26 protein-coding genes are annotated in these 24,913 nt (G+C 62.9%); 9 read left to right on the top strand and 17 right to left on the bottom strand.

Annotated features, from left to right (window positions below):
• Positions 1-184 precede the first annotated feature (184 nt).
• Positions 185-1,696 carry a M48 family metalloprotease gene (locus QM996_RS16580; protein WP_500268385.1) on the top strand — a complete coding sequence of 504 codons (1,512 nt, stop codon included), beginning with the start codon at positions 185-187 and terminating at the stop codon, positions 1,694-1,696.
• A 250-nt stretch (positions 1,697-1,946) separates the two neighbouring features.
• Here QM996_RS16580 and QM996_RS16585 read toward each other — a convergent pair whose 3' ends face one another.
• The 8 genes from QM996_RS16585 to QM996_RS16620 all read right to left on the bottom strand — a co-directional run bounded on the left by QM996_RS16585 (position 1,947) and on the right by QM996_RS16620 (position 11,354).
• Complete coding sequence (locus QM996_RS16585; RefSeq protein WP_057254889.1) at positions 1,947-2,813, bottom strand: RNA polymerase factor sigma-32; 867 nt, start codon at positions 2,811-2,813, stop codon at positions 1,947-1,949.
• Between the two features lie 519 nt (positions 2,814-3,332).
• The gene (locus QM996_RS16590) at positions 3,333-3,902 is read right to left on the bottom strand and encodes a CarD family transcriptional regulator (protein ID WP_173517865.1); all 570 of its coding nucleotides are present in this window, start codon (positions 3,900-3,902) and stop codon (positions 3,333-3,335) included.
• A gap of 409 nt (positions 3,903-4,311) precedes the next feature.
• Complete coding sequence (gene fdxA / locus QM996_RS16595; protein ID WP_500268386.1) at positions 4,312-4,650, bottom strand: ferredoxin family protein; 339 nt, start codon at positions 4,648-4,650, stop codon at positions 4,312-4,314.
• A gap of 281 nt (positions 4,651-4,931) precedes the next feature.
• On the bottom strand, positions 4,932-5,345 hold the full coding sequence (locus QM996_RS16600; RefSeq protein WP_500268387.1) for an RNA-binding S4 domain-containing protein: 414 nt from the start codon (positions 5,343-5,345) through the stop codon (positions 4,932-4,934).
• Positions 5,346-5,349: 4 nt separating this feature from the next.
• The gene (locus tag QM996_RS16605) at positions 5,350-8,379 is read right to left on the bottom strand and encodes a DEAD/DEAH box-containing ATP-dependent helicase (protein WP_500270339.1); all 3,030 of its coding nucleotides are present in this window, start codon (positions 8,377-8,379) and stop codon (positions 5,350-5,352) included.
• A gap of 678 nt (positions 8,380-9,057) precedes the next feature.
• Entirely contained in the window at positions 9,058-9,783 is a 726-nt protein-coding gene (locus QM996_RS16610) for a beta-ketoacyl-ACP reductase (protein ID WP_500268388.1), read from the bottom strand.
• Between the two features lie 17 nt (positions 9,784-9,800).
• Positions 9,801-10,160 carry a hypothetical protein gene (locus tag QM996_RS16615; RefSeq protein WP_500268389.1) on the bottom strand — a complete coding sequence of 120 codons (360 nt, stop codon included), beginning with the start codon at positions 10,158-10,160 and terminating at the stop codon, positions 9,801-9,803.
• Positions 10,161-10,172: 12 nt separating this feature from the next.
• Positions 10,173-11,354: an acetyl-CoA C-acetyltransferase gene (locus QM996_RS16620; protein ID WP_500268390.1), complete on the bottom strand. Its 1,182-nt coding sequence runs from the start codon at positions 11,352-11,354 to the stop codon at positions 10,173-10,175.
• A 224-nt stretch (positions 11,355-11,578) separates the two neighbouring features.
• Between QM996_RS16620 and phaR the strand changes: the two genes are divergently transcribed.
• Positions 11,579-12,157, top strand: a complete 579-nt coding sequence (gene phaR, locus QM996_RS16625) for a polyhydroxyalkanoate synthesis repressor PhaR (RefSeq protein ID WP_173517872.1) — start codon at positions 11,579-11,581, stop codon at positions 12,155-12,157.
• 111 nt (positions 12,158-12,268) lie between these two features.
• Here phaR and QM996_RS16630 read toward each other — a convergent pair whose 3' ends face one another.
• The 5 genes from QM996_RS16630 to mtgA form a co-directional block, all read right to left on the bottom strand.
• Positions 12,269-12,670 (bottom strand): hypothetical protein, encoded by a 402-nt coding sequence (locus QM996_RS16630; protein WP_483500470.1) that lies wholly within the window; start codon positions 12,668-12,670, stop codon positions 12,269-12,271.
• A 146-nt stretch (positions 12,671-12,816) separates the two neighbouring features.
• Positions 12,817-13,002, bottom strand: a complete 186-nt coding sequence (rpmF, locus tag QM996_RS16635; protein WP_026186748.1) for a 50S ribosomal protein L32 — start codon at positions 13,000-13,002, stop codon at positions 12,817-12,819.
• 145 nt (positions 13,003-13,147) lie between these two features.
• Positions 13,148-13,795: a glutathione S-transferase family protein gene (locus QM996_RS16640; RefSeq protein WP_500268391.1), complete on the bottom strand. Its 648-nt coding sequence runs from the start codon at positions 13,793-13,795 to the stop codon at positions 13,148-13,150.
• On the bottom strand, positions 13,796-14,539 hold the full coding sequence (locus tag QM996_RS16645; RefSeq protein ID WP_500268392.1) for a DUF1868 domain-containing protein: 744 nt from the start codon (positions 14,537-14,539) through the stop codon (positions 13,796-13,798).
• Between the two features lie 103 nt (positions 14,540-14,642).
• A complete protein-coding gene (mtgA, locus tag QM996_RS16650; RefSeq protein WP_500270340.1) occupies positions 14,643-15,389 on the bottom strand; it encodes a biosynthetic peptidoglycan transglycosylase in 747 nt (248 codons plus the stop codon).
• 172 nt (positions 15,390-15,561) lie between these two features.
• Between mtgA and QM996_RS16655 the strand changes: the two genes are divergently transcribed.
• From QM996_RS16655 to QM996_RS16665, 3 genes are all read left to right on the top strand, one after another.
• The gene (locus QM996_RS16655; protein ID WP_500268393.1) at positions 15,562-16,476 is read left to right on the top strand and encodes a polyprenyl synthetase family protein; all 915 of its coding nucleotides are present in this window, start codon (positions 15,562-15,564) and stop codon (positions 16,474-16,476) included.
• A 4-nt stretch (positions 16,477-16,480) separates the two neighbouring features.
• On the top strand, positions 16,481-17,536 hold the full coding sequence (gene hisC / locus QM996_RS16660; RefSeq protein WP_500268394.1) for a pyridoxal phosphate-dependent aminotransferase: 1,056 nt from the start codon (positions 16,481-16,483) through the stop codon (positions 17,534-17,536).
• An 83-nt stretch (positions 17,537-17,619) separates the two neighbouring features.
• On the top strand, positions 17,620-18,264 hold the full coding sequence (locus QM996_RS16665; RefSeq protein ID WP_500268395.1) for a LysE family translocator: 645 nt from the start codon (positions 17,620-17,622) through the stop codon (positions 18,262-18,264).
• A gap of 42 nt (positions 18,265-18,306) precedes the next feature.
• Here QM996_RS16665 and ispG read toward each other — a convergent pair whose 3' ends face one another.
• The 4 genes from ispG to QM996_RS16685 form a co-directional block, all read right to left on the bottom strand.
• Positions 18,307-19,560: a flavodoxin-dependent (E)-4-hydroxy-3-methylbut-2-enyl-diphosphate synthase gene (gene ispG, locus QM996_RS16670; protein ID WP_429815209.1), complete on the bottom strand. Its 1,254-nt coding sequence runs from the start codon at positions 19,558-19,560 to the stop codon at positions 18,307-18,309.
• A gap of 237 nt (positions 19,561-19,797) precedes the next feature.
• The gene (locus tag QM996_RS16675) at positions 19,798-20,985 is read right to left on the bottom strand and encodes an MFS transporter (protein WP_500268396.1); all 1,188 of its coding nucleotides are present in this window, start codon (positions 20,983-20,985) and stop codon (positions 19,798-19,800) included.
• Positions 20,986-21,014: 29 nt separating this feature from the next.
• Positions 21,015-21,401, bottom strand: a complete 387-nt coding sequence (locus tag QM996_RS16680; protein WP_500268397.1) for a VOC family protein — start codon at positions 21,399-21,401, stop codon at positions 21,015-21,017.
• On the bottom strand, positions 21,398-22,180 hold the full coding sequence (locus QM996_RS16685; RefSeq protein ID WP_500268398.1) for a DeoR/GlpR family DNA-binding transcription regulator: 783 nt from the start codon (positions 22,178-22,180) through the stop codon (positions 21,398-21,400). Before QM996_RS16685 ends, QM996_RS16680 begins: the two co-directional genes overlap by 4 nt.
• A gap of 38 nt (positions 22,181-22,218) precedes the next feature.
• Here QM996_RS16685 and QM996_RS16690 point away from each other — a divergent pair, with 38 nt between their 5' ends.
• The 4 genes from QM996_RS16690 to QM996_RS16705 all read left to right on the top strand — a co-directional run bounded on the left by QM996_RS16690 (position 22,219) and on the right by QM996_RS16705 (position 24,769).
• Positions 22,219-22,455 (top strand): hypothetical protein, encoded by a 237-nt coding sequence (locus tag QM996_RS16690; RefSeq protein ID WP_500268399.1) that lies wholly within the window; start codon positions 22,219-22,221, stop codon positions 22,453-22,455.
• On the top strand, positions 22,452-23,225 hold the full coding sequence (locus tag QM996_RS16695; RefSeq protein WP_500268400.1) for an amino acid ABC transporter substrate-binding protein: 774 nt from the start codon (positions 22,452-22,454) through the stop codon (positions 23,223-23,225). The genes QM996_RS16690 and QM996_RS16695 overlap by 4 nt, the downstream gene beginning before the upstream one ends.
• 105 nt (positions 23,226-23,330) lie before the next feature.
• Positions 23,331-24,011 carry an amino acid ABC transporter permease gene (locus tag QM996_RS16700; RefSeq protein WP_483500491.1) on the top strand — a complete coding sequence of 227 codons (681 nt, stop codon included), beginning with the start codon at positions 23,331-23,333 and terminating at the stop codon, positions 24,009-24,011.
• Complete coding sequence (locus QM996_RS16705; RefSeq protein WP_500268401.1) at positions 24,008-24,769, top strand: amino acid ABC transporter ATP-binding protein; 762 nt, start codon at positions 24,008-24,010, stop codon at positions 24,767-24,769. The genes QM996_RS16700 and QM996_RS16705 overlap by 4 nt, the downstream gene beginning before the upstream one ends.
• Positions 24,770-24,913 lie beyond the last annotated feature (144 nt).

Genomic DNA, 24,913 nt, shown 5'->3' on the forward strand with positions numbered 1-24,913 from the left:
CGCATCCGTTGCCGTGATACCACGGGGCAACTATTTCTACCGAGACAAACTAGGCAGGTGGCGCTGAAATCAGATACAGCAAGACCAGGGCTGAGCAGTCGCGGCGGAGCAACGCTGCCGGACTGAAAAAGTAGGACTTTCAACGCTGTCGTTCCGGAGCGATCGACGGGAAACGGGCTGAGGCATGGAGAGGCATACAGTCACACACGACCGGTTCCCGCCGAAGCGCGGACGGCTGCGTGCACGCGCCGTGGTTGCACTGCTCGCGACCACGCTTCTCTCCGCATGCCAGTCGGTGATCGAGCAATCCTACGAGCCGACCGTTTCGCCTTCGTCCAATCCGCAGATTGTCGACGAGGTCCAGAAGAACGACCCGCGCGCCAAAATGGGCGCGCGCGAGCATCCGCGCATCGTCGCAAGCTATGGCGGCGAATACAAGGACGCGAAGACCGAACGGCTGGTCGCCCGCATCGCCGGAGCGCTGACTGCCGTCTCGGAAAACCCGCAGCAGTCCTACCGCATCACCATTCTGAATTCGCCGGCAATCAACGCCTTTGCGCTGCCGGGTGGCTATCTCTACGTCACCCGCGGCCTGCTCGCCCTTGCCAACGATGCCTCCGAGGTCGCAGCCGTCCTGTCGCACGAGATGGCGCACGTCACCGCCAACCACGGCATCGAACGCCAGCAGCGCGAGGAAGCGGAAGTCATCGCCAGCCGCGTGGTCTCCGAGGTGCTGTCGTCCGATCTCGCCGGCAAGCAGGCACTCGCCCGCGGCAAGCTCAGACTTGCGGCCTTTTCGCGCAACCAGGAACTCCAGGCCGACGTGATCGGCGTGCGCATGCTCGGCGAAGCCGGCTACGACCCCTATGCCGCGGCGCGCTTCCTCGATTCGATGGCGGCCTATAGCCGCTTCACCGCGGTCGATCCGGAATCCGACCAGAGCCTCGACTTCCTGTCGAGCCACCCGAACGCGCCGCAGCGTGTGGACCTTGCGCGCCGGCATGCCCGCGCCTTCGGGCCGGAAGGCACCAGCGGCGATCGCGGCCGCGACTATTACCTCGCCGGCATCGACGGCCTGCTCTACGGCGACAGCCCGCAAGAAGGCTATGTCCGCGGCCAGACCTTCCTGCACGGCCAGCTCGGCATTCGCTTCGACGTGCCGACCGGCTTCCAGATCGACAACAAGGCGGAAGCGGTTCTCGCGACTGGCCCGGGCGACATCGCCGTGCGCTTCGACGGCGTGGCGGACACCGGCGGCCGCAGCCTGACCGACTATATCGCCAGCGGCTGGGTCACCGGCCTGCAGCCCGACACGATCAGGCCGATCAATGTCAACGGCCTCGATGCCGCGACCGCGCGCGCCTCCGCCGATCGCTGGGACTTCGACGTCACCGTCATCCGCATCGACAACGGCATCTACCGCTTCCTGACCGCCGTTCCGAAGGGTTCGAGCGCACTCGAGCAGACCGCCAACCAACTGCGCAGCTCGTTCCGCCGCATGACGCCAGCCGAGGCCCAATCGCTGAAGCCGCTGCGCATCCGGGTCGTGACGGTGAGGCCCGGCGAGACGATCGCGACGCTCTCCGCCCGCATGATGGGGACGGATCGCAAACTCGACCTGTTCCGGGTGATCAATGCGATGCAGGTCACCTCGACGGTGAAGCCGGGCGACAAGGTGAAAATCGTTTCCGAGTAAGCGACGGCGCCTCACCGCAGGCGGGCTCGCACGCGCTTGTGCTGCGGAATGCTCAGGCGTTCGCCGGTGGCGCGGACCTCAATATGCGAGGGCACTGCGTAGTGCCTCGGACTGGGTCCAGGCCACTACGCGGTGCTTGTGATGGCTGCTAAAGTGTCGCGCAAAAGTGCGCGGCGGCTTTGCGATAACGACATGCAAAATATCAAAGACTTAAAGCGCAGGGAGCGAATCTGAAAAATCGCGACGCGCTTCAGTGAATGCCTGCGGTCAGGGCCGGCGCCTTGGTCGCAAGCGCCACTCTCAGCTTTTCGAGCGCCCGGGTTTCGATCTGCCGCACCCGTTCCTTGGAAATGCCGAGATCGAGGCCAAGCTCTTCAAGCGTCGCACCATCCTCCGACAGTCGTCGTGCACGGATGATCCGCATCTCCCTCTCCGTCAAGGCGCCGAGCGCATCGCGAAGCCACACACGGGCGCGCTCTCCGTCGATCATGTCGCTGACCTGTTCGTCGGGGAGCGGCGCATCGCTGGCCAGGAAATCCAGTCGCTCGCCGCCATCGGAATCGGCGCCGCCGACGGGGGCCTGCAAGGAGGTGTCGCTGCCAGATAGCCGCGCATCCATGGTCTGCACGTCGGCGATGCTGACGCCAAGCGCCGCAGCGATTTCCTCATGCATAGCTTGCGATGTAAGCTGCCTGTCGCCTTGGGCAAGACGCGCGCGCAAGCGCCGCAGGTTGAAGAACAGCGCCTTCTGCGCCGAACTCGTGCCGCCGCGGACGATCGACCAATTGCGCAGGACGTAATCCTGCATCGATGCCCGGATCCACCAGGTCGCATAGGTCGAGAACCTGACCTCACGGCTAGGTTCGAAGCGGGCGGCCGCTTCCAGGAGACCAATATGGCCCTCCTGCACCAGGTCGCCCATCGGCAGGCCGAAATTGCGGAATTTCGCTGCCATCGAGATCACCAGCCGCATGTGGGACATGGCGATCTTGTTGCGGGCTTCCTGATCATGGTCGTTCCGCCAGGCCTGTGCCAGCGCGTGCTCCTCGTCGCGTTCGAGATAAGGGGCCTCCATTGCGATCTTGATCATCCGCCGGTCTGCAGTGAGAGTCTTCATCGATCACTCCGTGACTGGCGCCCGGGCGCCATTGCGTGTGAAGTCCAAAAGGGCCGGACGGATGAGGCGTCCGGCAGCAAGGGCGTCCAGATCACTATGTTTTGGATCGGATCGATCCAAATCGTCGTGATCGATTCTAGTAAGCCTGAGCGGGATGCGGGCGGAAAACCGCTCACACTTTTCCTCATCCCGCTCAAGAGCACCGTGCGTTCGGATCAACGCATTAGGTCGCTCTAGCACTTTGTTTCGAGAGCATCTTCTCCGCTTCCAGTGAGGCCACTTGAGGCGGGATGCTCCGGAGCCGCAACGCCGAAACTTGAAGAAGCGATGCGGCGCCCTAACTTCGAAGTCACGAACCTGAACGGTGATGGATCACAGAACCAAGATCGCCCGGCGCGAAAGCGGCGCATTCCTGCCGGCTAATCTAAATGCGCGTCAGCGCGAAAGGTTCCATTCGGTCAAAGAAAAAGCCCGGCGCGCTGGCCGGGCTTTTTGCAGGTACTGATGCGGGCGAAATGCTTACGCAGCTTCGTCCTGGGTGTCGTCTTCTTCGATAGCCTTGCCGCGCTTCGGGCCCTTGCTAAGGTTGGCCTCGACGAGGCGCACGGCTTCGGTCTCCGACATCTTGTTCACGGCAGCGATTTCGCGCGCCATGCGGTCAAGGGCAGCCTCATAGAGCTGGCGTTCGGAATAGGACTGTTCCGGCTGGTTTTCAGCGCGATAAAGATCGCGAACGACTTCCGCGATGGAAATCAGGTCGCCGGAGTTGATCTTGGCATCGTATTCCTGGGCGCGGCGCGACCACATGGTGCGCTTCACGCGAGCCTTGCCCTGCACAACCTTCAACGCACGATCGACAAAATCGGTTTCGGACAGCTTGCGCATGCCGATGCTGACAGCCTTGGCCACCGGCACCTTCAGACGCATCTTGTCCTTCTCGAAATCGATGACAAAAAGCTCAAGCTTCATGCCGGCGACTTCCTGCTCTTCGATCGCCACGATCTGGCCAACGCCGTGGGCCGGATAGACGATCGATTCACCGGTCTTGAAGCCCTGGCGTGTCGAAGATTTTTTCTGCTGGGTCGTCATTCGTTTCAAAAACTCCCTGTTTCGCGCCGGCCATTCTGGCCGGGGCCGGGTCAGTGAGGCCCGGGATAGACGGGGATACCGCCGGGTGGGTACATCCTGGTCCGTCCAAGGAATGCAAACAGCCTCATGAAATGCGGTCGCAACAGAGCAAAGCCATGTTGCGTAATAGGGAGAACCGCGTTTTGGAGATCGTTTGCTTTCGTGATGGTTTTCGGGCGCGCAAAAACACCCTCTGTGGATCAGTAGAAGGAACCTATCACAAAAAAGTGCCGAAATCAATAATTTGCTGCATGGCAGTCATCAAGCCGCCATTCTCGCAACTGCGAGCGCAGTGCGTGTTTTCCCCAGGTTTGGCGCGCTGGGTCGCTCTCGCTGCGTCAGCCTCGACGAACGAAGGAGATCGTTCGCCTCAGTCGCCCCGGCCCGGCTCGGCGGAGAAGAATTTCTCGTACTTGCCTTCGACGCCGTCCATCTCCTTGGCTTCCGGCATCGGGTCGCGCTTGACCGTGATGTTCGGCCACTTCGTGGCAAAATCAGCGTTCAGTTTCAACCACATATCAAGGCCCGGCTCCGTATCCGGCTTGATCGCTTCGGCAGGACATTCCGGTTCGCAGACGCCACAGTCGATGCACTCGTCCGGATGAATGACGAGGAAATTCTCACCCTCATAGAAGCAATCCACGGGGCAGACTTCGACACAGTCGGTATACTTGCAGCGAATGCAGTTGTCGGTCACGACGTAAGTCATGAGGTACTCCAGCCAATGCTCACGTTTGATGGCAGACGGCAATCAATGGTGATGCTCGTCGTCCGCGCATGCTAGGAATGTCCGGCGCGCATAGCTGCCGAAGCAAACCCGATGCACCCAACGTGGGTCTGTCAGGTAAAGGCTTTATGGGCCCTTTGCAAGAATATTCAATGCGCGAAACGCCGCGGCAAAGGCAGAGTTTTCTAAAGCATGTCGCGCAAAAGCGCGGAGCGGTTTTGCGGTCAAGCGCAAGGAGCGGATCTGAAAGATCGCGACGCGCTTCAATCCTCGCGCGGATCGAAATCGGGTTTCAGCCGGTCGGTTTCCCGCCGCTCCTTCTTGGTCGGGCGTCCCGCCCCACGGTCTCGCGTAGCGAGATCATAAGCCGAGAGCCTTTCCTTCGGCTGTTCAGGCGTGAGATCGTCATAAAGAAGCCGCGCCTCCTCGTAGGGGCCACGTCGCTCCCCGGGGGCAAGCACGCGCACGATCAGCGCGCGGCGGTCGAGGGCGAGCTCGAGCACGTCCCCCGCCTTGACCTGAAACGACGACTGCGTCACGCGCTGCTCGTTGACGGCCACCCGGCCGTCCTCGATCGCCTTTTGCGCAAGCGAGCGCGATTTGATCAGCCGCGTGAAAAACAGCCACTTGTCGAGACGCTGGCGCGATGCCGGGTTGGACGTGGGCTGTTTTTCCATGACCTTACTTCTTCATCTGCTCCTTGAGCGCCGCAAGCTTGGCGAAAGGCGAATCCGGATCCACCGGCTTATCGCGACGCGGCGGACGCGCCTCGAACTTGCCTTGGCCCGGCTTGCCGCCACGGTCGTGACGATCGTGACGGTCACCACGGTCCTGGCGCGGCCCGCCTTCAGACTTGCCACCCTCGTGGCGTTTGCCGCGTGCCGGCTGGCCGCCCTTGCGTCCGCCCTCACGTCCTTCGCCCTGGCCTTGACCATGCCCATGGCGCTGGCCGCCGCGACGCTGGTCGCCCTGATGGCGACCGCCGCCTTGGCGCTGGTTATCCTGACGGGTGCCTGGACGCCAGAGCAGCACGGGCTTGGCCTCGATCGGTTCCCCGGCATCGGCAGCCTGAACTTCGGCCGGTTGCGCGTCGATTGTCGCGACGGCGACGTCGCCTTCGGCCTTCTCGGTCTCGGCAGCCGGTGCCTCGGCGGCTGTGGTATCGGCATCCGCCGCGCCGTCGCCAGCGTCTGCGTCATCGGCGGCAGCAGCCGGCTCGGAAGCGGCGGCAGCAACGGCCGGTACACCATCCTGGCTGGCGAGGAAGGCCGCAGCCTCCTCGGCCTTGATGCTGTCGGCCCGGTAGCCGAGGCCCTTCAGGATCTCTTCCATATCGTCAGGCGTTGCGCCAAGGATCGAAAGCATAGACGTGGTCGCAGTGAAGCGGCGGCCGTCATAGGCGCCTTCCGGGCGCGGCTGCGCGCCGGGCTTCCACTGCAGCAGCGGCCGGATGAGATCGGCCAGGCGCTCGAGGATGTCGATGCGTACCGCGCGCTTTCCGAGGAAACGGAAACCGGCAAGCTTGTAGAAGGTCCGCTCGAAGGACGGATCGGTGACCACGGACGTGCGGCCGGCAGCGAGCATCGGGATGAGGTCGCCGTAGCCGGGCTTGTCGAGGCCATCGTTCTTCAGCGCCCAGAGAAGCGTGATCAGTTCGGCCGGAGCCGGCTTCAAGAGCGCCGGAAGGAAGATGTGGTAGGCGCCGAAACGAACGCCGTATTTGCGGATCGAAGCGCGACCGTCCTGGTCCAGCGACTTGACGTCGTCGGCAACATCGCGACGGAAGAGCACGCCGAGGTTCTCGACCAACTGGAAGGCGAGGCCCTTGGCGAGGCCTTCGAGGTCTTCGGCGCGCGAGATATCGTCAAGCGGCTTCAGCACCGTACCGATGTGATGGTTCACGAAGCGCTCGATGCGCGCCAGCACATGCTCGCGGGCATTCGCCTGCAGCTGATCGTCGGCAAGCAGGATGACGCGCGGCCGCATGACATGGTCGCTCGCCGCCAGACGGGCGACGGGATCGCCGAGCCAACGCACGAGTCCATCCGACGAAAGCGCCAGGTCGTTGTTGCCCGAAGCGTGCAGACGTGCGGCCCGCGCCTCGAACTCGAGCGCCAGCGCCTTCTGGGCAGCCCCCTGCACGGCCTTTGCGTCCGGGCCATCGCCGCCGGTCGCCAGCGTAAACCGGAAACCGGTTAGTTGTCCTACGTGATGACCTTCGACGAAGACGTCACCATTCACACTGATTTCAGCTTCCAGCATAGCATTCTCTCTCAGGCGCTTCATGAGCACAGATGTCCTGCGATCAACAAAGCGTTTCGTCAACCGTTCATGTAGTGCGTCGGATAATCGATCTTCAATTTCCCGCGTCTTTTCTTGCCAGTGTGTCGGATCGGCCAGCCATCCCGGCCGGTTCGACACATAGGTCCAGGTTCTGATCTGCGCGATTCGCGCCGAAAGTGTGTCGATCTCACCATCGGTATGATCGGCCCGCCTGACCTGTTCGGCCATGAAATCCTCGTTCACGGTACCCCGGCGAACGAGATCCGCGTAGATCGTCGAGATCAGATCGGCGTGCTGGACGGGCGTGATGCGCCGATAGTCCGGCAGCGCGCAGGCTTCCCACAGTTTTTCCACGCGCTCGGCATTGGTCGTGATGTCGACGACCTCCGGGTAGCGGGCCAAATGCTCGAACGCCTGCTGATCTACCGCAGGTAGCGCCCGGGCAAGGCCGGGAACCGTCGGCGCGGCGTCGAGACTCTTCTTCAGGGCGGTGAGCGAGGAGTAGTCGAACGCCTTCGAGCGCCACTGCAGCACCTTCACCGGATCGAACTCATGTGACTCGATGCGGTGAACCAACTCATTGTCGAAAGGATCGACGCGGCCCGTCACCCCGAACGTGCCGTCGCGCAGGTGACGGCCGGCACGCCCGGCGACCTGCGCGAGTTCGGCCGGGTTCAAATTGCGGAACTGGTAGCCGTCGAACTTGCGGTCCTGCGCGAAGGCGACATGGTCGACGTCGAGGTTGAGGCCCATGCCGATTGCGTCGGTCGCGACCAGATACTCGACATCGCCTTCCTGATAGAGCGCCACCTGGGCATTGCGCGTGCGCGGCGAAAGCGCGCCGAGAACGACGGCGGCACCACCACGCTGACGGCGGATCAGCTCCGCGATCGCATAGACCTCATCGGCCGAGAAGGCGACGATCGCCGAGCGGTGCGGCAGGCGCGTGATCTTCTTCGAGCCGGCATAGAGAAGCTGCGACATGCGCGGCCGCTCGACGACGGTGATGCCGGGCAGGAGCTGTTCGAGGATCGGCCGCATCGTTCCGGCACCGAGCAGCAGCGTCTCGCCGCGGCCCCTAAGATGCAGGATCCTGTCGGTAAAGATGTGCCCGCGCTCGAGGTCGCCGGCAAGCTGCACCTCGTCGATGGCGACGAAGGACGCAGTCGTCTCGCGCGGCATCGCTTCGACGGTGCAGACCGAATAGCGGGCGCGATGCGGCGTGATTTTCTCTTCGCCGGTGATCAGCGCGACATTGTGATGGCCGACCTTTTCAACCAGACGCGTATAGACCTCGCGCGCCAGGAGGCGCAGCGGCAGGCCGATGACGCCGCTGTCGTGCGCGATCATGCGTTCGATCGCATAATGCGTCTTGCCGGTATTGGTTGGCCCGAGCACCGCGGTAACGCCGCGGCCGCTCAGGATCATGGGGTGAACGGACACGTCATCGATCCCGGGCATTCTGAAATTACGGCAGCGTCTTTTCACGCTGGCGGCAAACACATGCCCACGCACCGAGCCAAACGCAAGGGGCGCCGACAACTAAAACCATCGTTCGGCGTCTCTCAGCTCATTGCACCACCTGTTGTGGTTGGCGCCATCGCGGACAGGAACAGCCATGGAACGAATCGGCGACGAATCGCAGACTCATTGCGATTCACTGTATGTTCACGACTACATATAGATTTCAACACCGAACGTTGCACCACATGCTGAATCTGGCACGGATTCCGCGCATCAGGGCCGCCGACTCGCCTCGAGCCTCGCTGTCCCATTGCCAGACAGATCAAAGGATTCCGAATCCAAGACTCTGGAAAGCCTGGAAAATTTTTCACGAAATTCGTCGAAGATTCACCGAACAGGGAGAATGAGAATCGCGCCGCGCCCCCTCGACCAATACGGAGCCTCCGACGGCGAGACGTGATCCGCGCATCATTCCGCTTTTGTTCTCCACAAGATATAGTGTCTGCGCCGCTCGCCGGCAACAGAATCGCAGGCACAGCTTCGGGATTCAAATCCCGAGAGAACAGGCGATCCTGCCCGCAGCCTCGCATGAAAACGGCGCCCCGAGGGGCGCCGCTCGAAAGCGCAGATAAGTCCAGGCGCTCAGACGAAAAACTGTCCGCCATTCGCCGAAATCGTCGAGCCGGTGATGAAGCCGGCATCGTCAGAAGCCAGGAACACCACGCAGCGGGCGATTTCTTCCGGCTCGCCGAGGCGGCCCACCGGGATCTGCGGAATGATCCGCTCGTTGAGGACCTTCTCCGGCACCGCCCGCACCATTTCCGTGCCGATATAACCCGGGCAGATGGCGTTGACGGTGATCCCCTTGGCGGCGCCTTCCTGGGCGAGCGCCTTGGTGAAGCCGAGATCGCCGGCCTTGGCGGCCGAATAGTTGGCCTGGCCCATCTGGCCCTTCTGGCCGTTGATCGACGAGATGTTGATGACGCGGCCGAAGCCGCGGTCGCGCATGGCGGACCACAACGGGTGCGTCATGTTGAAGAGACCGGTCAAGTTGGTGCCGATCACCTCGCCCCATTGCTCGGGCGTCATCTTGTGGAACATCGCGTCGCGGGTGATGCCGGCATTGTTGACCAGCACGTCGACCGGGCCAAGATCGGCCTCGACCTTGGCGATGCCATCGGCGCAGGCCTGATAGCTGGAAACGTCCCACTTGTAGACCGGGATGCCGGTTTCCTGCTTGAAGGCCTCGGCCTTCTCGTCATTGCCGGCATAGTTGGCGGCCACCTTGTAGCCGGCATTCTTGAGTGCGATGGAAATTGCCGCACCGATGCCGCGCGACCCACCCGTGACCAATGCTACCCTGCTCATGCACGCCTCCCACTTGATCAGTTCAGTTTCTCAAAGGCCTTCTTCATCAGCTTTTCGCCGACCTGTTGTCCGTAGAGCTTGGCCGCAGCCTGAAACTGGGGTGTGGCAAGCGCAGACATTCCCACATCGCACTTGGTCAGTGCGAGGTTCATCATCAGGCTGGTGAGCTGAACGAGCGACGCTTTCAGCGCGCCGCTGTCGTCGTTCAGGGCCGCAACCATCATGTCCTTGAAAACGACCTCGTCATTTGAGGTCGTATGTTCCAGCATGCACTGAACCAGCCGCGCCTCGTCGAGAGGCGCGGGATCGGCGTGTGCGGAAACGATCGGCGAACCGGCCAGCAAGAGGGAAAATGGAACCCACCTGGCGCTGTTCATGCCGCCAACCGACTAGAGCCGTTCGACGCACATGGCGACGCCCATGCCGCCGCCGATGCAGAGCGTTGCAAGCCCCCTGGAAACGCCGCGGCGCTTCATTTCGAAGAGCAGCGTGTTGAGGACGCGGGCGCCAGAGGCGCCGATCGGATGACCGATGGCGATCGCGCCGCCATTGACGTTGACGATCGACGGATCCCAGCCGAGGTCCTTGTTGACCGCGCAGGCCTGGGCGGCGAAAGCCTCGTTGGCCTCGACCAGGTCGACGTCGCCGATCGCCCAGCCGGCTTTCGCCAGCGCCTTGCGTGAAGCCGGGATCGGCCCGGTGCCCATGACCTGCGGATCGACGCCGGCCGTTGCCCAGGAAACGATACGGGCGAGCGGCTGGATGCCGCGCTTGGAAGCCTGCGCTTCGGTCATCAGCAGGGTGGCGGCGGCGCCGTCATTGAGGCCGGAGGCGTTGCCGGCGGTGACCGTGCCTTCCTTGTCGAAGGCCGGACGCAGTTTCGTCATCTGGTCGAGCGTTGCGCCGTGGCGGATATATTCGTCCTGGTCGACGGTGACGTCGCCCTTGCGGCCCTTGACGATGAAGGGAATGATCTCGTCGGCGAAACGTCCGGCCTTCTGTGCCGCTTCGGCCTTGTTCTGCGAGGCGAGTGCGAACGCGTCCTGCTCCTCGCGGCTGAGCTGCCACTGGCGGGCGACGTTTTCGGCGGTGATGCCCATGTGATAGCCGTAGAAGGCGTCGGTCAGGCCGTCCTTGATCATCGTGTCGATCATCTTGAAGTCGCCCATCTTCACGCCGCCGCGAAGATGCGAGCAGTGCGGCGCCATCGACATGGACTCCATGCCGCCGGCGACGATGATATCCGCATCACCGGTTGCAATCTGCTGCATGCCGAGCGCCACGGCGCGAAGGCCCGAACCGCAGAGCTGGTTCATGCCCCAGGCGGTCTTTTCCTGAGGGACGCCTGCCTTCATCGCCGCCTGACGCGCCGGGTTCTGGCCCTCGCCGGCCTGCAGCACCTGGCCGAGGATCACCTCGTCGACCTCGCCTGCCTCGACGCCCGCGCGCTCGAGCACGCCCCTGATGACGGCGGCGCCGAGCTCGTGCGCCGGCGTATTGCCGAATGCACCGTTGAAGGATCCGACCGCAGTGCGGGCGGCGCTGGCGATCACGATGGAGGGATTGCTCATGGGACGTTTCCTCAGATCTTTCTTGCCTAATGGAAGCAGACTGGCAAAGCGCGCGACGCAAGTCAAACGGCTTGATGCAGTGCCACAAAACCATCACGTGAGACGCAACCGCAAGATTTCGCACTTGCGTCGCCGCAACGCACAAAGACATTGTCAGCGGCGCTCTTTTGCGGATACTCTGAAAAACGCAATAAAGACGGGACGATGGGTGAGAGGAGACCCTGATGGCGAAGCACGAAGGCCAGATCGTTATAAAAAAATATGCGAACCGGCGGCTCTACAACACCGGGACCAGCACCTATGTCACGCTCGACGACCTGGCTGTGATGGTGAAGAAGGGCGAGGATTTCGTCGTCCAGGACGCGAAGTCCGGAGAGGACATCACCCATTCCGTGCTGACGCAGATCATCTTCGAGCAGGAGTCCAAGACCGGCAACACGCTTCTGCCGATCTCCTTCCTGCGCCAGCTCATTTCATTCTATGGCGATCAGATGCAGATGGTGGTGCCGAGCTATCTCGAGCACTCGATGCAGGCTTTCACCGAGCAGCAGTCGCAGATGCGCGAGCAGATCAACAAGGCCTTCGGCGACACGCCGCTTGGCAAGAACCTGCAGGTGCCGCTGCAACTTGTCGAAGAGCAGGTCCGCCGCAACACCGAGATGTTCCATCAGGCGATGCAGATGTTCTCGCCCTTCATCACCGCCCCGCCGGTGAAGGAAAGCAAGAAGGCGGAAGCCAAGGATATCGACGAGCTCAAGGAGCAGCTTCGCGCGCTCCAGACCAAGCTCGACAATCTCGGCTGAGCGCGCTTTCCTCGTGAAGGCGGGCGCGTTCCATCCCGCCTCGTCTCCCGTCCAGCAGAAAAATGCTTTGAATTGGGCCAGCGCCTCGGATCGGCCGGATCGTCGCGCGCTTCAAAGGCCGATTGACACGTCCCGGCCAGCCGAACGCATCGAGACGGCAAAACCGGCGATGACGTCGATGAAACTGATCGTCATCAGGATGAAGAAGAGCTGGGTCGCCGCCGGCGCCAGCAGCAGGAATTCGATCAGGAAGACGATGAACAGGATCATCGACAACAGGTGATCCATCAGCGCCCGCGTGCTCGTGCGGGTCGCCTTCAGCAATTCGACGAACAGCAGCAACAGCGCAACGACGATCAGAAGGTCACCGAAGCGCATCGTCCAGGTCGCGCCCGACAGCATGGACAACGACAGCATCTCGGCGTTCAGCCCGGCGATACCGCCAAACATTCCGATCATCGCGAGATTGTAGATGGCGAAAGGCAGGATCAGCAGCGGAACGGCAGCGAGCATCGGGAACGAACTCCTTTGCCGCGTCTTGCGGCGTCTTCAGGTCAAGCTTCTTCTGATAGCACAGGGTCCAAGCGAGAAAATGTCAGACGCAAAACAAAAGGGCCGGCAGAGCCAGCCCTTTGAACCTAATCCGCGAACGGAAACGCTTATGCGTTTTCCTTCGGGGTCAGAACCTGACGGCCACGGTACATGCCGGTCTTCAGGTCGATGTGGTGCGGACGGCGCAGTTCGCCCGAGTTCTTGTCTTCGACGTAGGTCGGAGCCTTGAGGGCGTCAGCGGAACGGCGCATGCCACGCTTGGACGGGCTCGTTTTTCTTTTCGGTACAGCCATTTCATTCTCCACTTATCGGGCAAACACTGTTCAGCAGCCGAAATGGCCGTGTCAAACAGATGTCAATCACGGAAATTTGGCGCGCTTATACATGGCCAACTCCCGTTTGACCAGTCCCCAGCCGCAATTTTTCGACTCGACCGAGTCAGACCTCGTCTTCGGGAACGACCCACGGCTCAGCCCGGGCGGCCTCTTCCCACTTCCGATAGGCGGGATGCGCCTTCATCCGCTGCATGTAGCCGAGCATTTCCGGATCCGCAACGAGATCATAGACGTCGAAGCGATTGACCACAGGAGCGTACATCGCGTCCACCGCACTGAAGGCGCCGAAGAGGAACGGACCGCCGGATTGGGTGAGCGCCTCCTTCCAGATCTGCTCGATGCGGGCGACGTCGGCGCGAACGTCTGCATCCACCTCCAGGGCCCGCTTATCCCGGCGGATGTTCATCGGACAGGCGCTGCGCAGCGCCCGGAAGCCGGAGAGCATCTCCATGGAATAGCTGCGCGCCCGGGCACGGGCCTGGCGATCGGCCGGCCAGAGCCAGGCATCGGGAAAGAGCTCGGCGACATATTCGATGATCGCCAGCGATTCCCAGACGAGCAGATCGCCATGCCGCAACAACGGTACGCGTCCCGTCGGCGAGACGGCGCGAATATCGGGATTGCCGGCCGCGAAATCGAAGGGAATGACCACCTCCTCGAAATTGATGCCCGCGGCGGTCATCGCCATCCAGGGCCGCATCGACCAGGATGAATAGTTCTTGTTGCCGACGTAAAGCGTAAGTCCGGTCATTTAGGATCCTTGATTGCTGGCCTTGATTGCGGGTCTGTCCGAGAAAACGATCAGTTCCTCGAAATGGTTCATGTCCTCGAAGGAGCAGAAGGCCGGGGGATCGAGCTCGATCACCGGCGCCCGTTCCCTGAGGTAGGCGAGTTGCTCGCTCAACATCGCCTGCCAGCGCGGCAGGGCCGCGTCATCGAGCCAGTCGATGACATAGGCGTAGGTGATGTGGAACGCGTAGTCGTCATGGTCCGGATGGCGGTAGCCGAAGGCTTCGGCGAAAGCATCGCGCCAGGCCTTGAGGCATGCGCGATCGGCAGCGCTGTCGCCTTCGAGCGCGAGTCCGGTCGGCGTGACGTCCGTCACGCGGGCCCGGAACGGCTCCAGCGGAACAAAGTGCCTCAGCCGCCCGCGATAGTGCTCGGTCATCACGTCGATCGGCGTATCGAGCGCCATGTCTGCCGGCCAGAAGGGCAGCCTGCGGCGGTATTCGATGATGCCCTGAAAGATCGTCATATGCAGGCTGGACGGATGGGTGAAAGCGAACTGCCCCGCCTCGGGCATCGCCATCAGACGATCACGCACCGCAAGCACGGCGGCCTCGGACGGCAAACCGGCAGTGACGTGGGAAACGACCGTGTTGCCGGGTTCACGCAGGAAACGGCCATCCGTTGCGTAGCGGGTACCGAGATGCTTCGGCGGTACGTTGTTTGCGTTGTGGCCAAAGGCGAGAAGCGAGGGAGAAATCGAGGTCATGGGAGCGGTCGAGCCTTTCAAATGGAGAGAGGCCCAGATGGCAGAACTCTACTACGCGAGCATGACACCGCCCGGCGACGGCTTCCAATGAAAAGGTCTGATCCTAATCATAAAGGCAGGTGATGTAGCCGCCGGAGCGGCTGGCGCGGCGCTCGATCAAAGCCGCCAGGCGCCTGAGCCCGCGGCCGGGTTTTCCGGCATTGCGCTCCTTCGGATTGGGCAGCGAAACCGCAAGCAGCGCGGCCTGCCGGCGCGACAGCTTGGCCGCGGGAACCCCGAAGTGGTGGCGGGCGGCCGCTTCGATACCGTAGATTCCATCGCCCCATTCGGCGACGTTCAGATAGATCTCCATCATCCGCCGCTTGCTCCAGACGAAATCGGCGGCGATCGCCAACGGCAGTTCCATGCCCTTGCGCAGGAAGGAACGGCCGTTCCAGAGGTAGAGGTTCTTGACCGTCTGCATCGGGATGGTGCTGGCCCCGCGGGTCGATTCCCCATCCAGGGCATCCTCGACCACGCCGCGCATCTGCCCCCAGTCGACACCGTCATGGGCACAGAATTGGCCGTCCTCCGACATCATCACCGATTGCACCAGCACCGGCGCGATGTTGTCGAACTCGACCCATTGACGGTCGTAGCCGCGAAGCAGAACGAGGTCACGTAGCATCAGCGTCGAGACCGGATGAATGAACTCGATCAGGTAGAGAATGATCAGCACATAGGGCAAAGCGACAAAGCCCAGGACAGCCACGATGATCTGGCGGCGTTTCGTGCGTAACGTCCGGAGGAGCGACGACCAGCGACTGGAAGGCACTTCGCCCTCATCGCGCGCTTCCGGAACCATGTTCACGGCCTGACTATCCACCTCGCTGTCCATCCGCCTCTCTTAGTGTATGGGCCGGCAAAGTTGAACGGGCTTTCAGGCAAAAGGCAAGGTGCGTACGCGGCTGTCCCAGGGAAAGCGCGCCGCTGCGACACGAATCCCCGTTGAAAGCCCTCTTCGCCCATGCCAAAGAGCGCGCATGAGCCAGGACACATCGCCTTTTACCCGCCGCCTCGCCAGCAATGCCCGCGCCGTCGAAGCTTTGCTCGAGCGCCTGCTCGGCCCGACGACGGAGGTCGATGAGATCGCCCGGCCGGCAAACCTGCTCGCCGCCATGCGCCACGGGGTGCTAAACGGCGGCAAGCGGCTGCGTCCCTTTCTGGTGATCGAGTGTGCCGATCTTCTCGGCGGCGGCATCGATGCATCCTTGCGCGTCGGCGCGGCGCTCGAATGCGTGCATTGCTATTCACTCGTCCATGACGACCTGCCGGCGATGGACGACGACGATGTCAGACGTGGTCAGCCGACGGTGCACAAGGCCTTCGACGAGGCAACCGCGATCCTCGCCGGTGACAGCCTGCTGACCTTCGCCTTCGACATCATCGCGGCGCCGGAAACACCACTGACGGATGCCAAGAAGGTGGAGCTGATCCTGGCCCTCGGACGGGCCGCGGGCCACGGCGGCATGGCCGGCGGACAGGCGCTCGATCTTGCCGCGGAAAAATCGCCGCCGGATGAGGCCGGCATCGTCACGCTACAGGCGATGAAGACCGGCGCCCTCATCCGCTTCGGCTGCGAGGCCGGTGCGATTGCCGCCGGCGCGTCGAAGGACGACCGGGCGCGCCTTCGCAGCTTCGGCGAAAAGATCGGCCTTGCCTTCCAGCTTGCCGACGACCTGCTCGATCTCACCGCCGATGCGGCGACCATGGGCAAGGCGACCGGCAAGGATGCTGCCCGCGGCAAGGGTACGCTCGTCGCGCTGCACGGCCAGGCCTGGGCAGAAGAACGACTGGAGCAACTGGTCGCAGAAGCCGAAGCTCTGCTTACGCCCTATGGCGAACGCTCTGCCATTCTCGTCGAAACCGCCCGCTTCATCGCCAACCGCAGGAGCTAGATCCATGAGCAAATACTGGTCGCCGATCGTCTCCAAGCTCAAGCCCTATGTTCCGGGCGAGCAGCCGCGCATCGCCAATCTGGTGAAGCTCAACACCAATGAATGCCCCTACGGCCCCTCTGAGAAGGTGCTCGACGCGATCAACGCTGCGGCGAGCAGCGACCTCCGCCTTTATCCCGATCCGCTGGCGCTGAAGCTCCGCCAGGCGATCGCCGCGCGCTATGGCGTGACGGCGGAAGAAGTCTTCGTCGGCAACGGCTCCGACGAGGTGCTGGCGCATATATTCGCCGGCCTGCTCAAGCACGACGCGCCGCTGCTTTATCCGGATATTTCCTACAGCTTCTACACGACCTATGCGCGGCTCTTCGAGATCGCCACGGTCGAAGTGCCGCTGAACGACCGCTTCGAAATCGATGTCGCCGATTACGACCGGCCCTGCGGCGCGATCATCCTGCCGAACCCGAACGCGCCGACCGGCATCGGCCTGCCGCTTTCGGAAATAGAACGGCTCGTCGCGAGCCACCCCGATCAGCCCGTCGTCATCGACGAGGCCTATGTCGACTTCGGCGGCCAATCGGCCGCAGAGCTGGTTTCGAAGTACGAAAACCTGCTGGTCGTCCAGACCTTCTCCAAGTCGCGCGCCCTTGCCGGCCTACGCGTCGGCTTCGCCATCGGCCAGCGCCCGCTGATCGAGGCGTTGGAACGGGTGAAGGACAGCTTCAACTCCTATCCGCTCGGCCGCCCGGCACAGGCCGGTGCCATCGCCGCGATCGAGGATGAAGCCTGGTTCGAGGAGACGCGGGCAAAGATCATCGCCTCCCGCGAGCACCTCACCGCTGATCTCGCCCAGCGTGGTTTCGAGGTGCTGCCCTCGTCGGCGAATTTCGTTTTCGCCCGGCATCCAGGCCATAGCGGCGAAACGCTGATGAAGGCGCTGCGCGAACGCGCCGTGCTGGTGCGCCACTTCGCCAAGCCGCGCATCGGCGATTTCCTGCGCATCACCATCGGCACCGATCAGGAATGCGCACGCCTGATCGAAGCACTCGACGAGATCCTCTGACATCTTGTCTCGGTGACATTTCGCTGTTTCAAACGGGCGATGAACTGAACTAGCTTCCGGCGACCGAGCCGGAGCTTTTTCGCATGTTCGACCCGACACCCTATCTGCCGCAGCTGCTCATCGCCTGGACCGCCTATCTGATCGGGACCGCCTCACCGGGACCGGCGATCCTGGCGATCATCACCACCTCGGTCAGCCAGGGGCGCAAGGCCGGCCTGGCGCTTGCCTTCGGCGTGCTCACCGGCAGCTACACCTGGGCAATGCTGACGGCGTCGGGCCTCTCGGCGCTGATCCGCGCCTATGGCCATGCAATCATCGTCCTGAAGATCGCCGGCGCCTGTTATCTCTTCTGGCTCGCCTATAACGCGCTGCGCGCCGCCATGCGCAGCGACAGGGGCGCGATCGTGCCGACCGCCGCGAAAGTACAGACATCGTTGAAGCGGCTCTATCTCAAGGGGCTCGGCATCCACCTGACCAACCCCAAGGCGATCTTCTCCTGGATCATGCTGGTCTCGCTCGGCATGCCCGAGGGAGCGCCCGTCGGCGTCACAGCCACCTTCATCGGCGGCTGCATGGTCCTCGGCCTGATGACGTTCTGCGGCTTCGCGATCGTGTTCTCGCTTTCGCCGGTGCACCGCGTCTATCTCAGATCCAAGCGGCTGATCGAAAGCCTGATGGCCGGCTTCTTCGCCTTTGCGGGGCTGAAACTGCTGACGTCGCGGCTTTAGCTCCGAGGCCGTCAGGCGTCGGATCGTCTCGAACGAAACCGTTTACTCGGCAGCCGCCTGGCCGCGGCCATAACGCTTCTCGATATAGTCGGAAACGAGCGTTTCAAAGTCGGCGGCGATGTTCGGACCGCGCAGCGTCATCGCCTTCTGGCCATCGATGAAGACGGGCGCGGCCGGCATCTCGCCGGTACCGGGGAGCGAGATGCCGATATCGGCATGTTTGCTTTCGCCGGGACCGTTGACGATGCAGCCCATGACCGCGACCTTCAGGCCCTCGACGCCGGGATATTTCTCGCGCCAGACCGGCATGTTGCGGCGGATATCGTCCTGGATCTTCTGGGCGAGTTCCTGGAACACGGTCGACGTCGTGCGCCCGCAGCCGGGACAAGCGGCAACGACGGGAATGAACTGGCGGAAGCCCATGACCTGCAGCAGTTCCTGCGCCACCTGCACCTCGCGGGTGCGGTCGCCGCCGGGCTCCGGCGTCAGCGAAATGCGGATCGTGTCGCCGATGCCCTGCTGCATCAGGATGCCAAGCGAGGCGGAGGAGGCGACGATGCCCTTGGTGCCCATGCCGGCCTCGGTGAGGCCGAGATGCAGCGCGTGGTCGGAGCGGGCCGACAACATGGCGTAGACGGCGATCAGGTCCTGAACGCCGGAAACCTTGGCCGAGAGGATGATGCGGTTGCGCGGCAGGCCGATTTCCTCGGCAAGATCGGCCGAGAGCAGCGCCGACTGGACGATCGTTTCGCGCGTCACCTGCTGCGCGGTCAGCGGAAAGCCGTTCGCCTGGTTCTCGTCCATCAGCCGCGTCAGCAGTTCCTGGTCGAGCGAGCCCCAGTTGACGCCGATGCGCACCGGCTTGTCGTAGCGGATCGCCATCTCGACGATCTCGGCGAACTGCTTGTCCTTCTTGTCCTTGAAACCGACATTGCCCGGATTGATGCGGTATTTCGCCAGCGCCTCGGCGCAGGCCGGATGATCGGCAAGCAGCTTGTGGCCGATATAATGGAAGTCGCCGACGAGCGGCACGTCGAGACCGAGGCGCTCGAGCCGCTCGCGGATCTTCGGCACGGCGGCAGCACTTTCGTCGCGGTCGACGGTGATGCGCACCAGTTCCGAGCCGGCCTTGTGGAGAGCGGCCACCTGGGCCACGGTCGCATCGATATCGGCCGTGTCGGTGTTGGTCATCGACTGAACCACGACCGGTGCGCCGCCCCCGACGATGACGCCGCCGACATCGACGGCGACAGAGGCACGGCGGGGCTGCGGTTCGAAATCGAAGGCGGAAGACATGAAGGCCTCTTCGTGGGTCATCTCAGGCGGAGCGGGTCGCGTGCTGATATCGCAACGCTTTCCCTAATCAAGCTCCGGCTTTTCGCCCATCAGGTGGATGAGGAAAGCCTGCTTGTCAACGGCGACATCATGCCCTGACGGCGATTTGATGGCGGCCTTGCGCGAGAGGCCCCTCAACCCGCGGGATGAGGGGCGCTTGCGACCTGCGCAGAACACGCTCGTCCGCGGCTCAATGGATCACTCGTGCCCTTTGGCGTGATCGGCGTGAACCGCATTGTGCGACAGTAGCAGCACGACGATGAAGAGCACCGGAACCGAGGTAAAGACGATGGCAAAGCCGGTATGCTCGGCGACGAAGCCGATCACCGACGGCGCGAACAGCATGCCCGAATAGCCCATGAAGGTCGCGACCGAGAGACCGATGCCCGGCTGCAGGCCCGGCATGTTGCCGGCGGCCGAAAAGGCGATTGGCACCATGTTTGAAATGCCGATACCGGCGATGGCAAAGCCGAGAATGGCGATGTAGGCGTTCGGCGCCATGCCCGCGAGGATCATGCCGATGAGCGCGGTCACGGTGCAGATGCGCAAGGTTCGCTTGGCGCCGAAACGATCGCGCACGAGGTCGCCGGCAAAGCGCATGGTTGCCATCGTGGCGGAGAAGGCGGCGAAGCCGAAGCCGGAAAGCTCCACCGAAGCGCCGAGTTCGTTGCGCAGATAGAGCGCGCCCCAGTCGAGAACCGTGCCTTCCGGCACCATCGAGAACAGCGCCATGATACCGATCAGCCAGGGAAGCGGCGTCATCGGCAGGCGCAGTTTTTCCTTCGCAGCGGCCGGATGCGGCTTGTCGGCAAGGATCATCGGCCAGGCAATCGCGATCAGCGCCAGGCAGATCACGGTGACGACGAAGACATGTGGCAGCACGCCGAAATGCGCCATCAGGAAACCGCCGATGCCGGCGCCGATCAGGCCGCCAAGGCTCCAATAGGCATGGCAGGAGGACATAATCGCCCGGCGCATCGACTTTTCGACCTCGACGGCATTGGCGTTCATGGCGACGTCCATGGCGCCGACGAAGCCGCCAAGCACGAACATGCCGATGGCCGCCGCCCAGACATTCGGAACAAGCGTGAGGAGCAAAAGCAACGGTGACAGGATAATCGCCGTGACCTTCACCACCTTCTGTGAGCCGACGCGGGCGATGTAGCCGCCGGCAATCGGCATCAGCACCAGCGAGCCGATGCCGAACATCAGGATTAGAAGGCCGAGCACGCTTTCGCTGATGCCGAGCCGGTCCTTGAATTCGGGGATCTTCGGCGCCCAGCTTCCGGTGACGAAGCCGTTCATCAGGAAGAGCAACGAAACGGCCAGCCGGTTGCGGGTCATGTAGCCCTGGCGGACGGTCGCGGTGGGAGAACGTTGGTCCATGGTCTTGCCTCTGTGCCGGATCGTCCGGCTCAAACTGTGATTTCGATCAGATTGCCATCGGGGTCACACAGAACCGCCTCGTAGAAGCCGTCGCCGGTCCAGCGCGGCTTCGCGACCAGCAGGCCCTGGACTTCAGCGCGCGCGGCCATGGCATCGACCGCCTGCTCGCTGCCGAGTGAAAGCGCCACATGGGCAAGGCCCGTGCGCTCTTCCTTGGGATCGCCCGGCGCAACCCAGGGGCCTTCCATGATCTCGATCGTCGGTCCGTCGCCGAGCGTCAGGAAGCGCGAACGAAAGCCCGGCCGCCGCCGACTTTCATAGACATCGCCGACCTCGACCCCGAAGAACGTCGACCAGAAACCGGCGATCGCATCGAGGTCCCGGGTCCACAGCGCCACATGGACGATCGTCATCATCGCGTCCCTCCGGCCATCATGACGTCCGCGCCCGTCGCCTCGAATGCAGCACGGTGTTCTGCCGGAGCGTCTGCCTCCAGCACCAGCGCCACCCTGTCGTCGATGTCGACGATCCCGTGCGCGGCCGCGGTCCCGAGTTTGTCGCTGGTAATGGCGACCACGAGCCGCCGGCTGCGCGACGCAATCAGCCGCTTGAATTCCGCGTCTTCGAAATGGATCGCCGTCAGGCCCGCCGCGGCATCCGCGCCGCAGGTGCCGAGAAAGCAGAGATCGGGTCTGAGCAATTCCGCATCGCGCTGTGCCCGCGCGCTGACGGCCGCACCGACCGCCCGGTTGAGCGGCCCGCCCAGCAAGATGAGGTCGACGCCTGGTTTTTCCATCAGCGCCGCGGCAATCAGCGGCGTATTGGTGACGACGGTGACCGGCAGGTCCGGCTCGATCAATTGCGCGATGGCGAGGTTGGTCGAGCCCGCATCGAGAAACACCGTCATGCCCGGCTCGATCAGACCGACGGCCACGCGGGCGACCGCTGCCTTGCGCTCCGGCGCCATGGCAATGCGCTCGCTCAGGGTGGTGTGCGCTGCGGGAACGACCGGAAGAGCGCCACCATAGACCCGCTCGCAGAGGCCCGCCGCCGCCATTTCCCTGAGATCGCGACGGATTGTGTCCTCGGAGACGTTGAACTCGGCAGCAAGGTCGGCCGCCAGCACGCGGCCATTGGCCTTCAGCCGTTCCTGGATCAGCGTCTTTCGCTCACGAAGTAGGAGTTCGCCTGACATTTCATCAATCGTGCATAAACGTGCATGAATCGCTATAAATGTGCATACCGACTTTTGAAACCGATTTCAAGTGCGCTGGACAGCCAAATCGGAATGGGTGGGATTTCCGGAAAACCGTGCCTTTTGCGCGCAGCCAGCGCCGTTTTGAGGAAAAATCTTCATCAAAACGCTCGGGAATTGGTGTTTTATACGCTCAGATCGCCGATCTTTTATGCGATTGTCCGCTCAATCCGGACGACGGGCCGGACCAGAAAGAAGATGGAAAATCACGATGAAACTCCTCCCCACGTTGTTCGCCGCTGCTCTCATGCAGGTTGCCGCGCTTGCTTCCGCCGAAGCCGGTGAGAACCTCAATGCGATCAAGTCTGCCGGTGTGCTGAAGATCGGCACCGAGGGCACCTACGCTCCCTTCACCTATCACGACGCCTCCGGCGCGCTCGTCGGCTTCGACGTCGAGATCGGCCAGGCGGTCGCCGAAAAGCTCGGCGTCAAGGCCGAATTCCTCGAGGGCAAGTGGGATGGCCTGATCGCCGGCCTCGACGCCAACCGTTACGACACGGTCATCAACCAGGTCGGCATCACCGAGGAGCGCAAGAAGAAGTACGACTTCTCCGAGCCCTACATCGCCTCGAAGGCCGTGCTGATCGTCAAGAGCGACAACGCGGAGATCAAGGACTTCGCCGATCTCAAGGGCAAGAAGTCGGCCCAGTCGCTGACCAGCAACTTCGGCAAGCTCGCGACCGCGTCCGGCGCCGAACTCGTCGGCACCGACGGCTTCGACCAGTCGATCCAGCTCGTGCTGACCGGCCGCGCCGATGCGACGATCAACGACAGCCTCTCCTTCCTCGACTTCAAGAAGAAGAAGCCCGACGCGCCGGTGAAGATCGCTGCCGAGCAGGCCGATGCCGATTTCTCCGGCATCATCATCCGCAAGGGCGAGCCGGAGCTTCTGGAAGCGATCAACAAGGCGCTCGTCGAGATCAAGGCCGACGGCACCTACGACAAGATCTCGCAGAAATACTTCGGCGCCGACGTCTCGAAGTAACGTCGTCCCGAGCACTCGGTCGGTTTCTCCGCCGACCGTTCTCGGCTATGAAAAGCGATCCGTTCCGGACCCCGGGGCGGATCGCGCTTTTTGAAAGGCCCGCCCTTGACTACATGGCTCCCACTGATGCTGGAATCTCTGCCGTCCCTGCTCTGGGCCGGCCTGACCTTTACCATCCCGCTGACCCTGCTTTCCTTCATCTTCGGTCTGATCCTCGGCCTCGTCACGGCCGTGGCCCGTCTCTTCGGGCCAACCCCGGTTTCCTTGATCGCGCGCTTTTACGTCTGGGTGATCCGGGGCACGCCGTTGCTCGTCCAGCTCTTCGTGATCTTCTACGGGCTCCCCAGCGCCGGCATCCTGCTCGATGCCTTCACCGCCGCCCTCATCGGCTTCTCCTTGAATGTCGGCGCCTATTCGTCCGAAATCATCCGCGCCGTCATCTCGTCGGTGCCGCGCGGGCAATGGGAAGCGGCCTATTCCATCGGCATGAGCTGGAGCCAGGCGATGCGCCGCACCATCCTGCCGCAGGCGACCCGTGTCGCCGTGCCGCCCCTGTCGAACACCTTCATTTCGCTGGTGAAGGACACGTCGCTTGCCGCGGCGATCACCGTGCCGGAGATGTTCCAGACTGCACAACGCATCGTCGCCACCACCTACGAGCCGCTGATCCTCTACATCGAGGCGGCGCTGATCTATCTTGCCATGAGCTCCGTGCTCTCCGCCCTGCAAGTGCGGCTGGAGCGGCGCTTCGCCCGCTATGGCGGTTTCTTGGAGGCACGCGCATGATCGAGCTCTCCCATATCGAAAAGCGCTTCGGCGACAATCTGGTGCTGAAGGATATCTCCGTGGCGCTCTCCGAGGGCACGGTAACCGCGCTGGTTGGCCCGTCCGGCGGTGGCAAGAGCACGCTTCTGCGCTGCATCAATCTGTTGGAGACCCCGACCTCCGGTTCGATCCGCCTCGGTGACGAGAAGATCGAGTTCTCTCCCGGTCACAAGATCGGCTGGGCGTCGATCCAGCGGCTACGACGGCAGACCGGCATGGTGTTCCAGAACTTCCAGCTCTTTCCACACCAGACCGCGCTCGGCAACGTCATGGAGGGCCTGGTCACGGTGCTGAAATGGCCCGCCGACCGCGCGAAGGCCCGGGCGATGGAACTCCTGGAAAAGGTCGGCATGGCGCACAAGGCCAATGCCTGGCCGGCGACGCTTTCAGGCGGCCAGCAGCAGCGTGTGGCGATCGCCCGGGCGCTCGCCCCTTCGCCGCGCGTGCTGCTCTGCGACGAACCAACTTCCGCGCTCGACCCGGAACTGGCGGAGGAAGTGGTCGAGGTTCTGAGCCGACTTGCCCGCGAGGGCACGACAATGGTGATGGCCACCCACGACCTCAGGCTTGCCTCGCGCGTCGCCGACAAGGTGATCTTCCTCGATGGCGGCGTCATCGTCGAAAGCGGTGCGCCGAAGACGATCTTCTCGGCCCCCGAACGCGAACGCACCAAGAAGTTCATCGCCTCGCTGAGCGCTCCGCACGACTACGAGATCTGAGGCAGGGTCAGGCGACTGGTTTGCCCAACCACGTCCGGTCGCAGGAGAAAAACGGCATCCCTCTCGATCGTCATCCTCGGGCTTGATGTTCAGTCCAGAGAGATGGCCGAGCCGACCACTTCGACAGCAACCTCGCAAAAACAA

This window comes from Sinorhizobium chiapasense (assembly GCF_045277575.1).
GTDB classification, from domain to species: Bacteria; Pseudomonadota; Alphaproteobacteria; order Rhizobiales; family Rhizobiaceae; genus Ensifer; species Ensifer chiapasense_A.

What these genes read in the sequence shown, in the direction of transcription:
- QM996_RS16580 (WP_500268385.1), top strand. Translation starts at nt 185, where the DNA reads ATGGAGAGGCATACAGTCACACACGACCGGTTCCCGCCGAAGCGCGGA.
- QM996_RS16585 (WP_057254889.1), bottom strand. Translation starts at nt 2,813, where the DNA reads ATGAAGACTCTCACTGCAGACCGGCGGATGATCAAGATCGCAATGGAG.
- QM996_RS16590 (WP_173517865.1), bottom strand. Translation starts at nt 3,902, where the DNA reads ATGACGACCCAGCAGAAAAAATCTTCGACACGCCAGGGCTTCAAGACC.
- fdxA (WP_500268386.1), bottom strand. Translation starts at nt 4,650, where the DNA reads ATGACTTACGTCGTGACCGACAACTGCATTCGCTGCAAGTATACCGAC.
- QM996_RS16600 (WP_500268387.1), bottom strand. Translation starts at nt 5,345, where the DNA reads ATGGAAAAACAGCCCACGTCCAACCCGGCATCGCGCCAGCGTCTCGAC.
- QM996_RS16605 (WP_500270339.1), bottom strand. Translation starts at nt 8,379, where the DNA reads ATGATCCTGAGCGGCCGCGGCGTTACCGCGGTGCTCGGGCCAACCAAT.
- QM996_RS16610 (WP_500268388.1), bottom strand. Translation starts at nt 9,783, where the DNA reads ATGAGCAGGGTAGCATTGGTCACGGGTGGGTCGCGCGGCATCGGTGCG.
- QM996_RS16615 (WP_500268389.1), bottom strand. Translation starts at nt 10,160, where the DNA reads ATGAACAGCGCCAGGTGGGTTCCATTTTCCCTCTTGCTGGCCGGTTCG.
- QM996_RS16620 (WP_500268390.1), bottom strand. Translation starts at nt 11,354, where the DNA reads ATGAGCAATCCCTCCATCGTGATCGCCAGCGCCGCCCGCACTGCGGTC.
- phaR (WP_173517872.1), top strand. Translation starts at nt 11,579, where the DNA reads ATGGCGAAGCACGAAGGCCAGATCGTTATAAAAAAATATGCGAACCGG.
- QM996_RS16630 (WP_483500470.1), bottom strand. Translation starts at nt 12,670, where the DNA reads ATGCTCGCTGCCGTTCCGCTGCTGATCCTGCCTTTCGCCATCTACAAT.
- rpmF (WP_026186748.1), bottom strand. Translation starts at nt 13,002, where the DNA reads ATGGCTGTACCGAAAAGAAAAACGAGCCCGTCCAAGCGTGGCATGCGC.
- QM996_RS16640 (WP_500268391.1), bottom strand. Translation starts at nt 13,795, where the DNA reads ATGACCGGACTTACGCTTTACGTCGGCAACAAGAACTATTCATCCTGG.
- QM996_RS16645 (WP_500268392.1), bottom strand. Translation starts at nt 14,539, where the DNA reads ATGACCTCGATTTCTCCCTCGCTTCTCGCCTTTGGCCACAACGCAAAC.
- QM996_RS16655 (WP_500268393.1), top strand. Translation starts at nt 15,562, where the DNA reads ATGAGCCAGGACACATCGCCTTTTACCCGCCGCCTCGCCAGCAATGCC.
- hisC (WP_500268394.1), top strand. Translation starts at nt 16,481, where the DNA reads ATGAGCAAATACTGGTCGCCGATCGTCTCCAAGCTCAAGCCCTATGTT.
- QM996_RS16665 (WP_500268395.1), top strand. Translation starts at nt 17,620, where the DNA reads ATGTTCGACCCGACACCCTATCTGCCGCAGCTGCTCATCGCCTGGACC.
- ispG (WP_429815209.1), bottom strand. Translation starts at nt 19,560, where the DNA reads ATGTCTTCCGCCTTCGATTTCGAACCGCAGCCCCGCCGTGCCTCTGTC.
- QM996_RS16675 (WP_500268396.1), bottom strand. Translation starts at nt 20,985, where the DNA reads ATGGACCAACGTTCTCCCACCGCGACCGTCCGCCAGGGCTACATGACC.
- QM996_RS16680 (WP_500268397.1), bottom strand. Translation starts at nt 21,401, where the DNA reads ATGATGACGATCGTCCATGTGGCGCTGTGGACCCGGGACCTCGATGCG.
- QM996_RS16685 (WP_500268398.1), bottom strand. Translation starts at nt 22,180, where the DNA reads ATGTCAGGCGAACTCCTACTTCGTGAGCGAAAGACGCTGATCCAGGAA.
- QM996_RS16690 (WP_500268399.1), top strand. Translation starts at nt 22,219, where the DNA reads ATGTGCATACCGACTTTTGAAACCGATTTCAAGTGCGCTGGACAGCCA.
- QM996_RS16695 (WP_500268400.1), top strand. Translation starts at nt 22,452, where the DNA reads ATGAAACTCCTCCCCACGTTGTTCGCCGCTGCTCTCATGCAGGTTGCC.
- QM996_RS16705 (WP_500268401.1), top strand. Translation starts at nt 24,008, where the DNA reads ATGATCGAGCTCTCCCATATCGAAAAGCGCTTCGGCGACAATCTGGTG.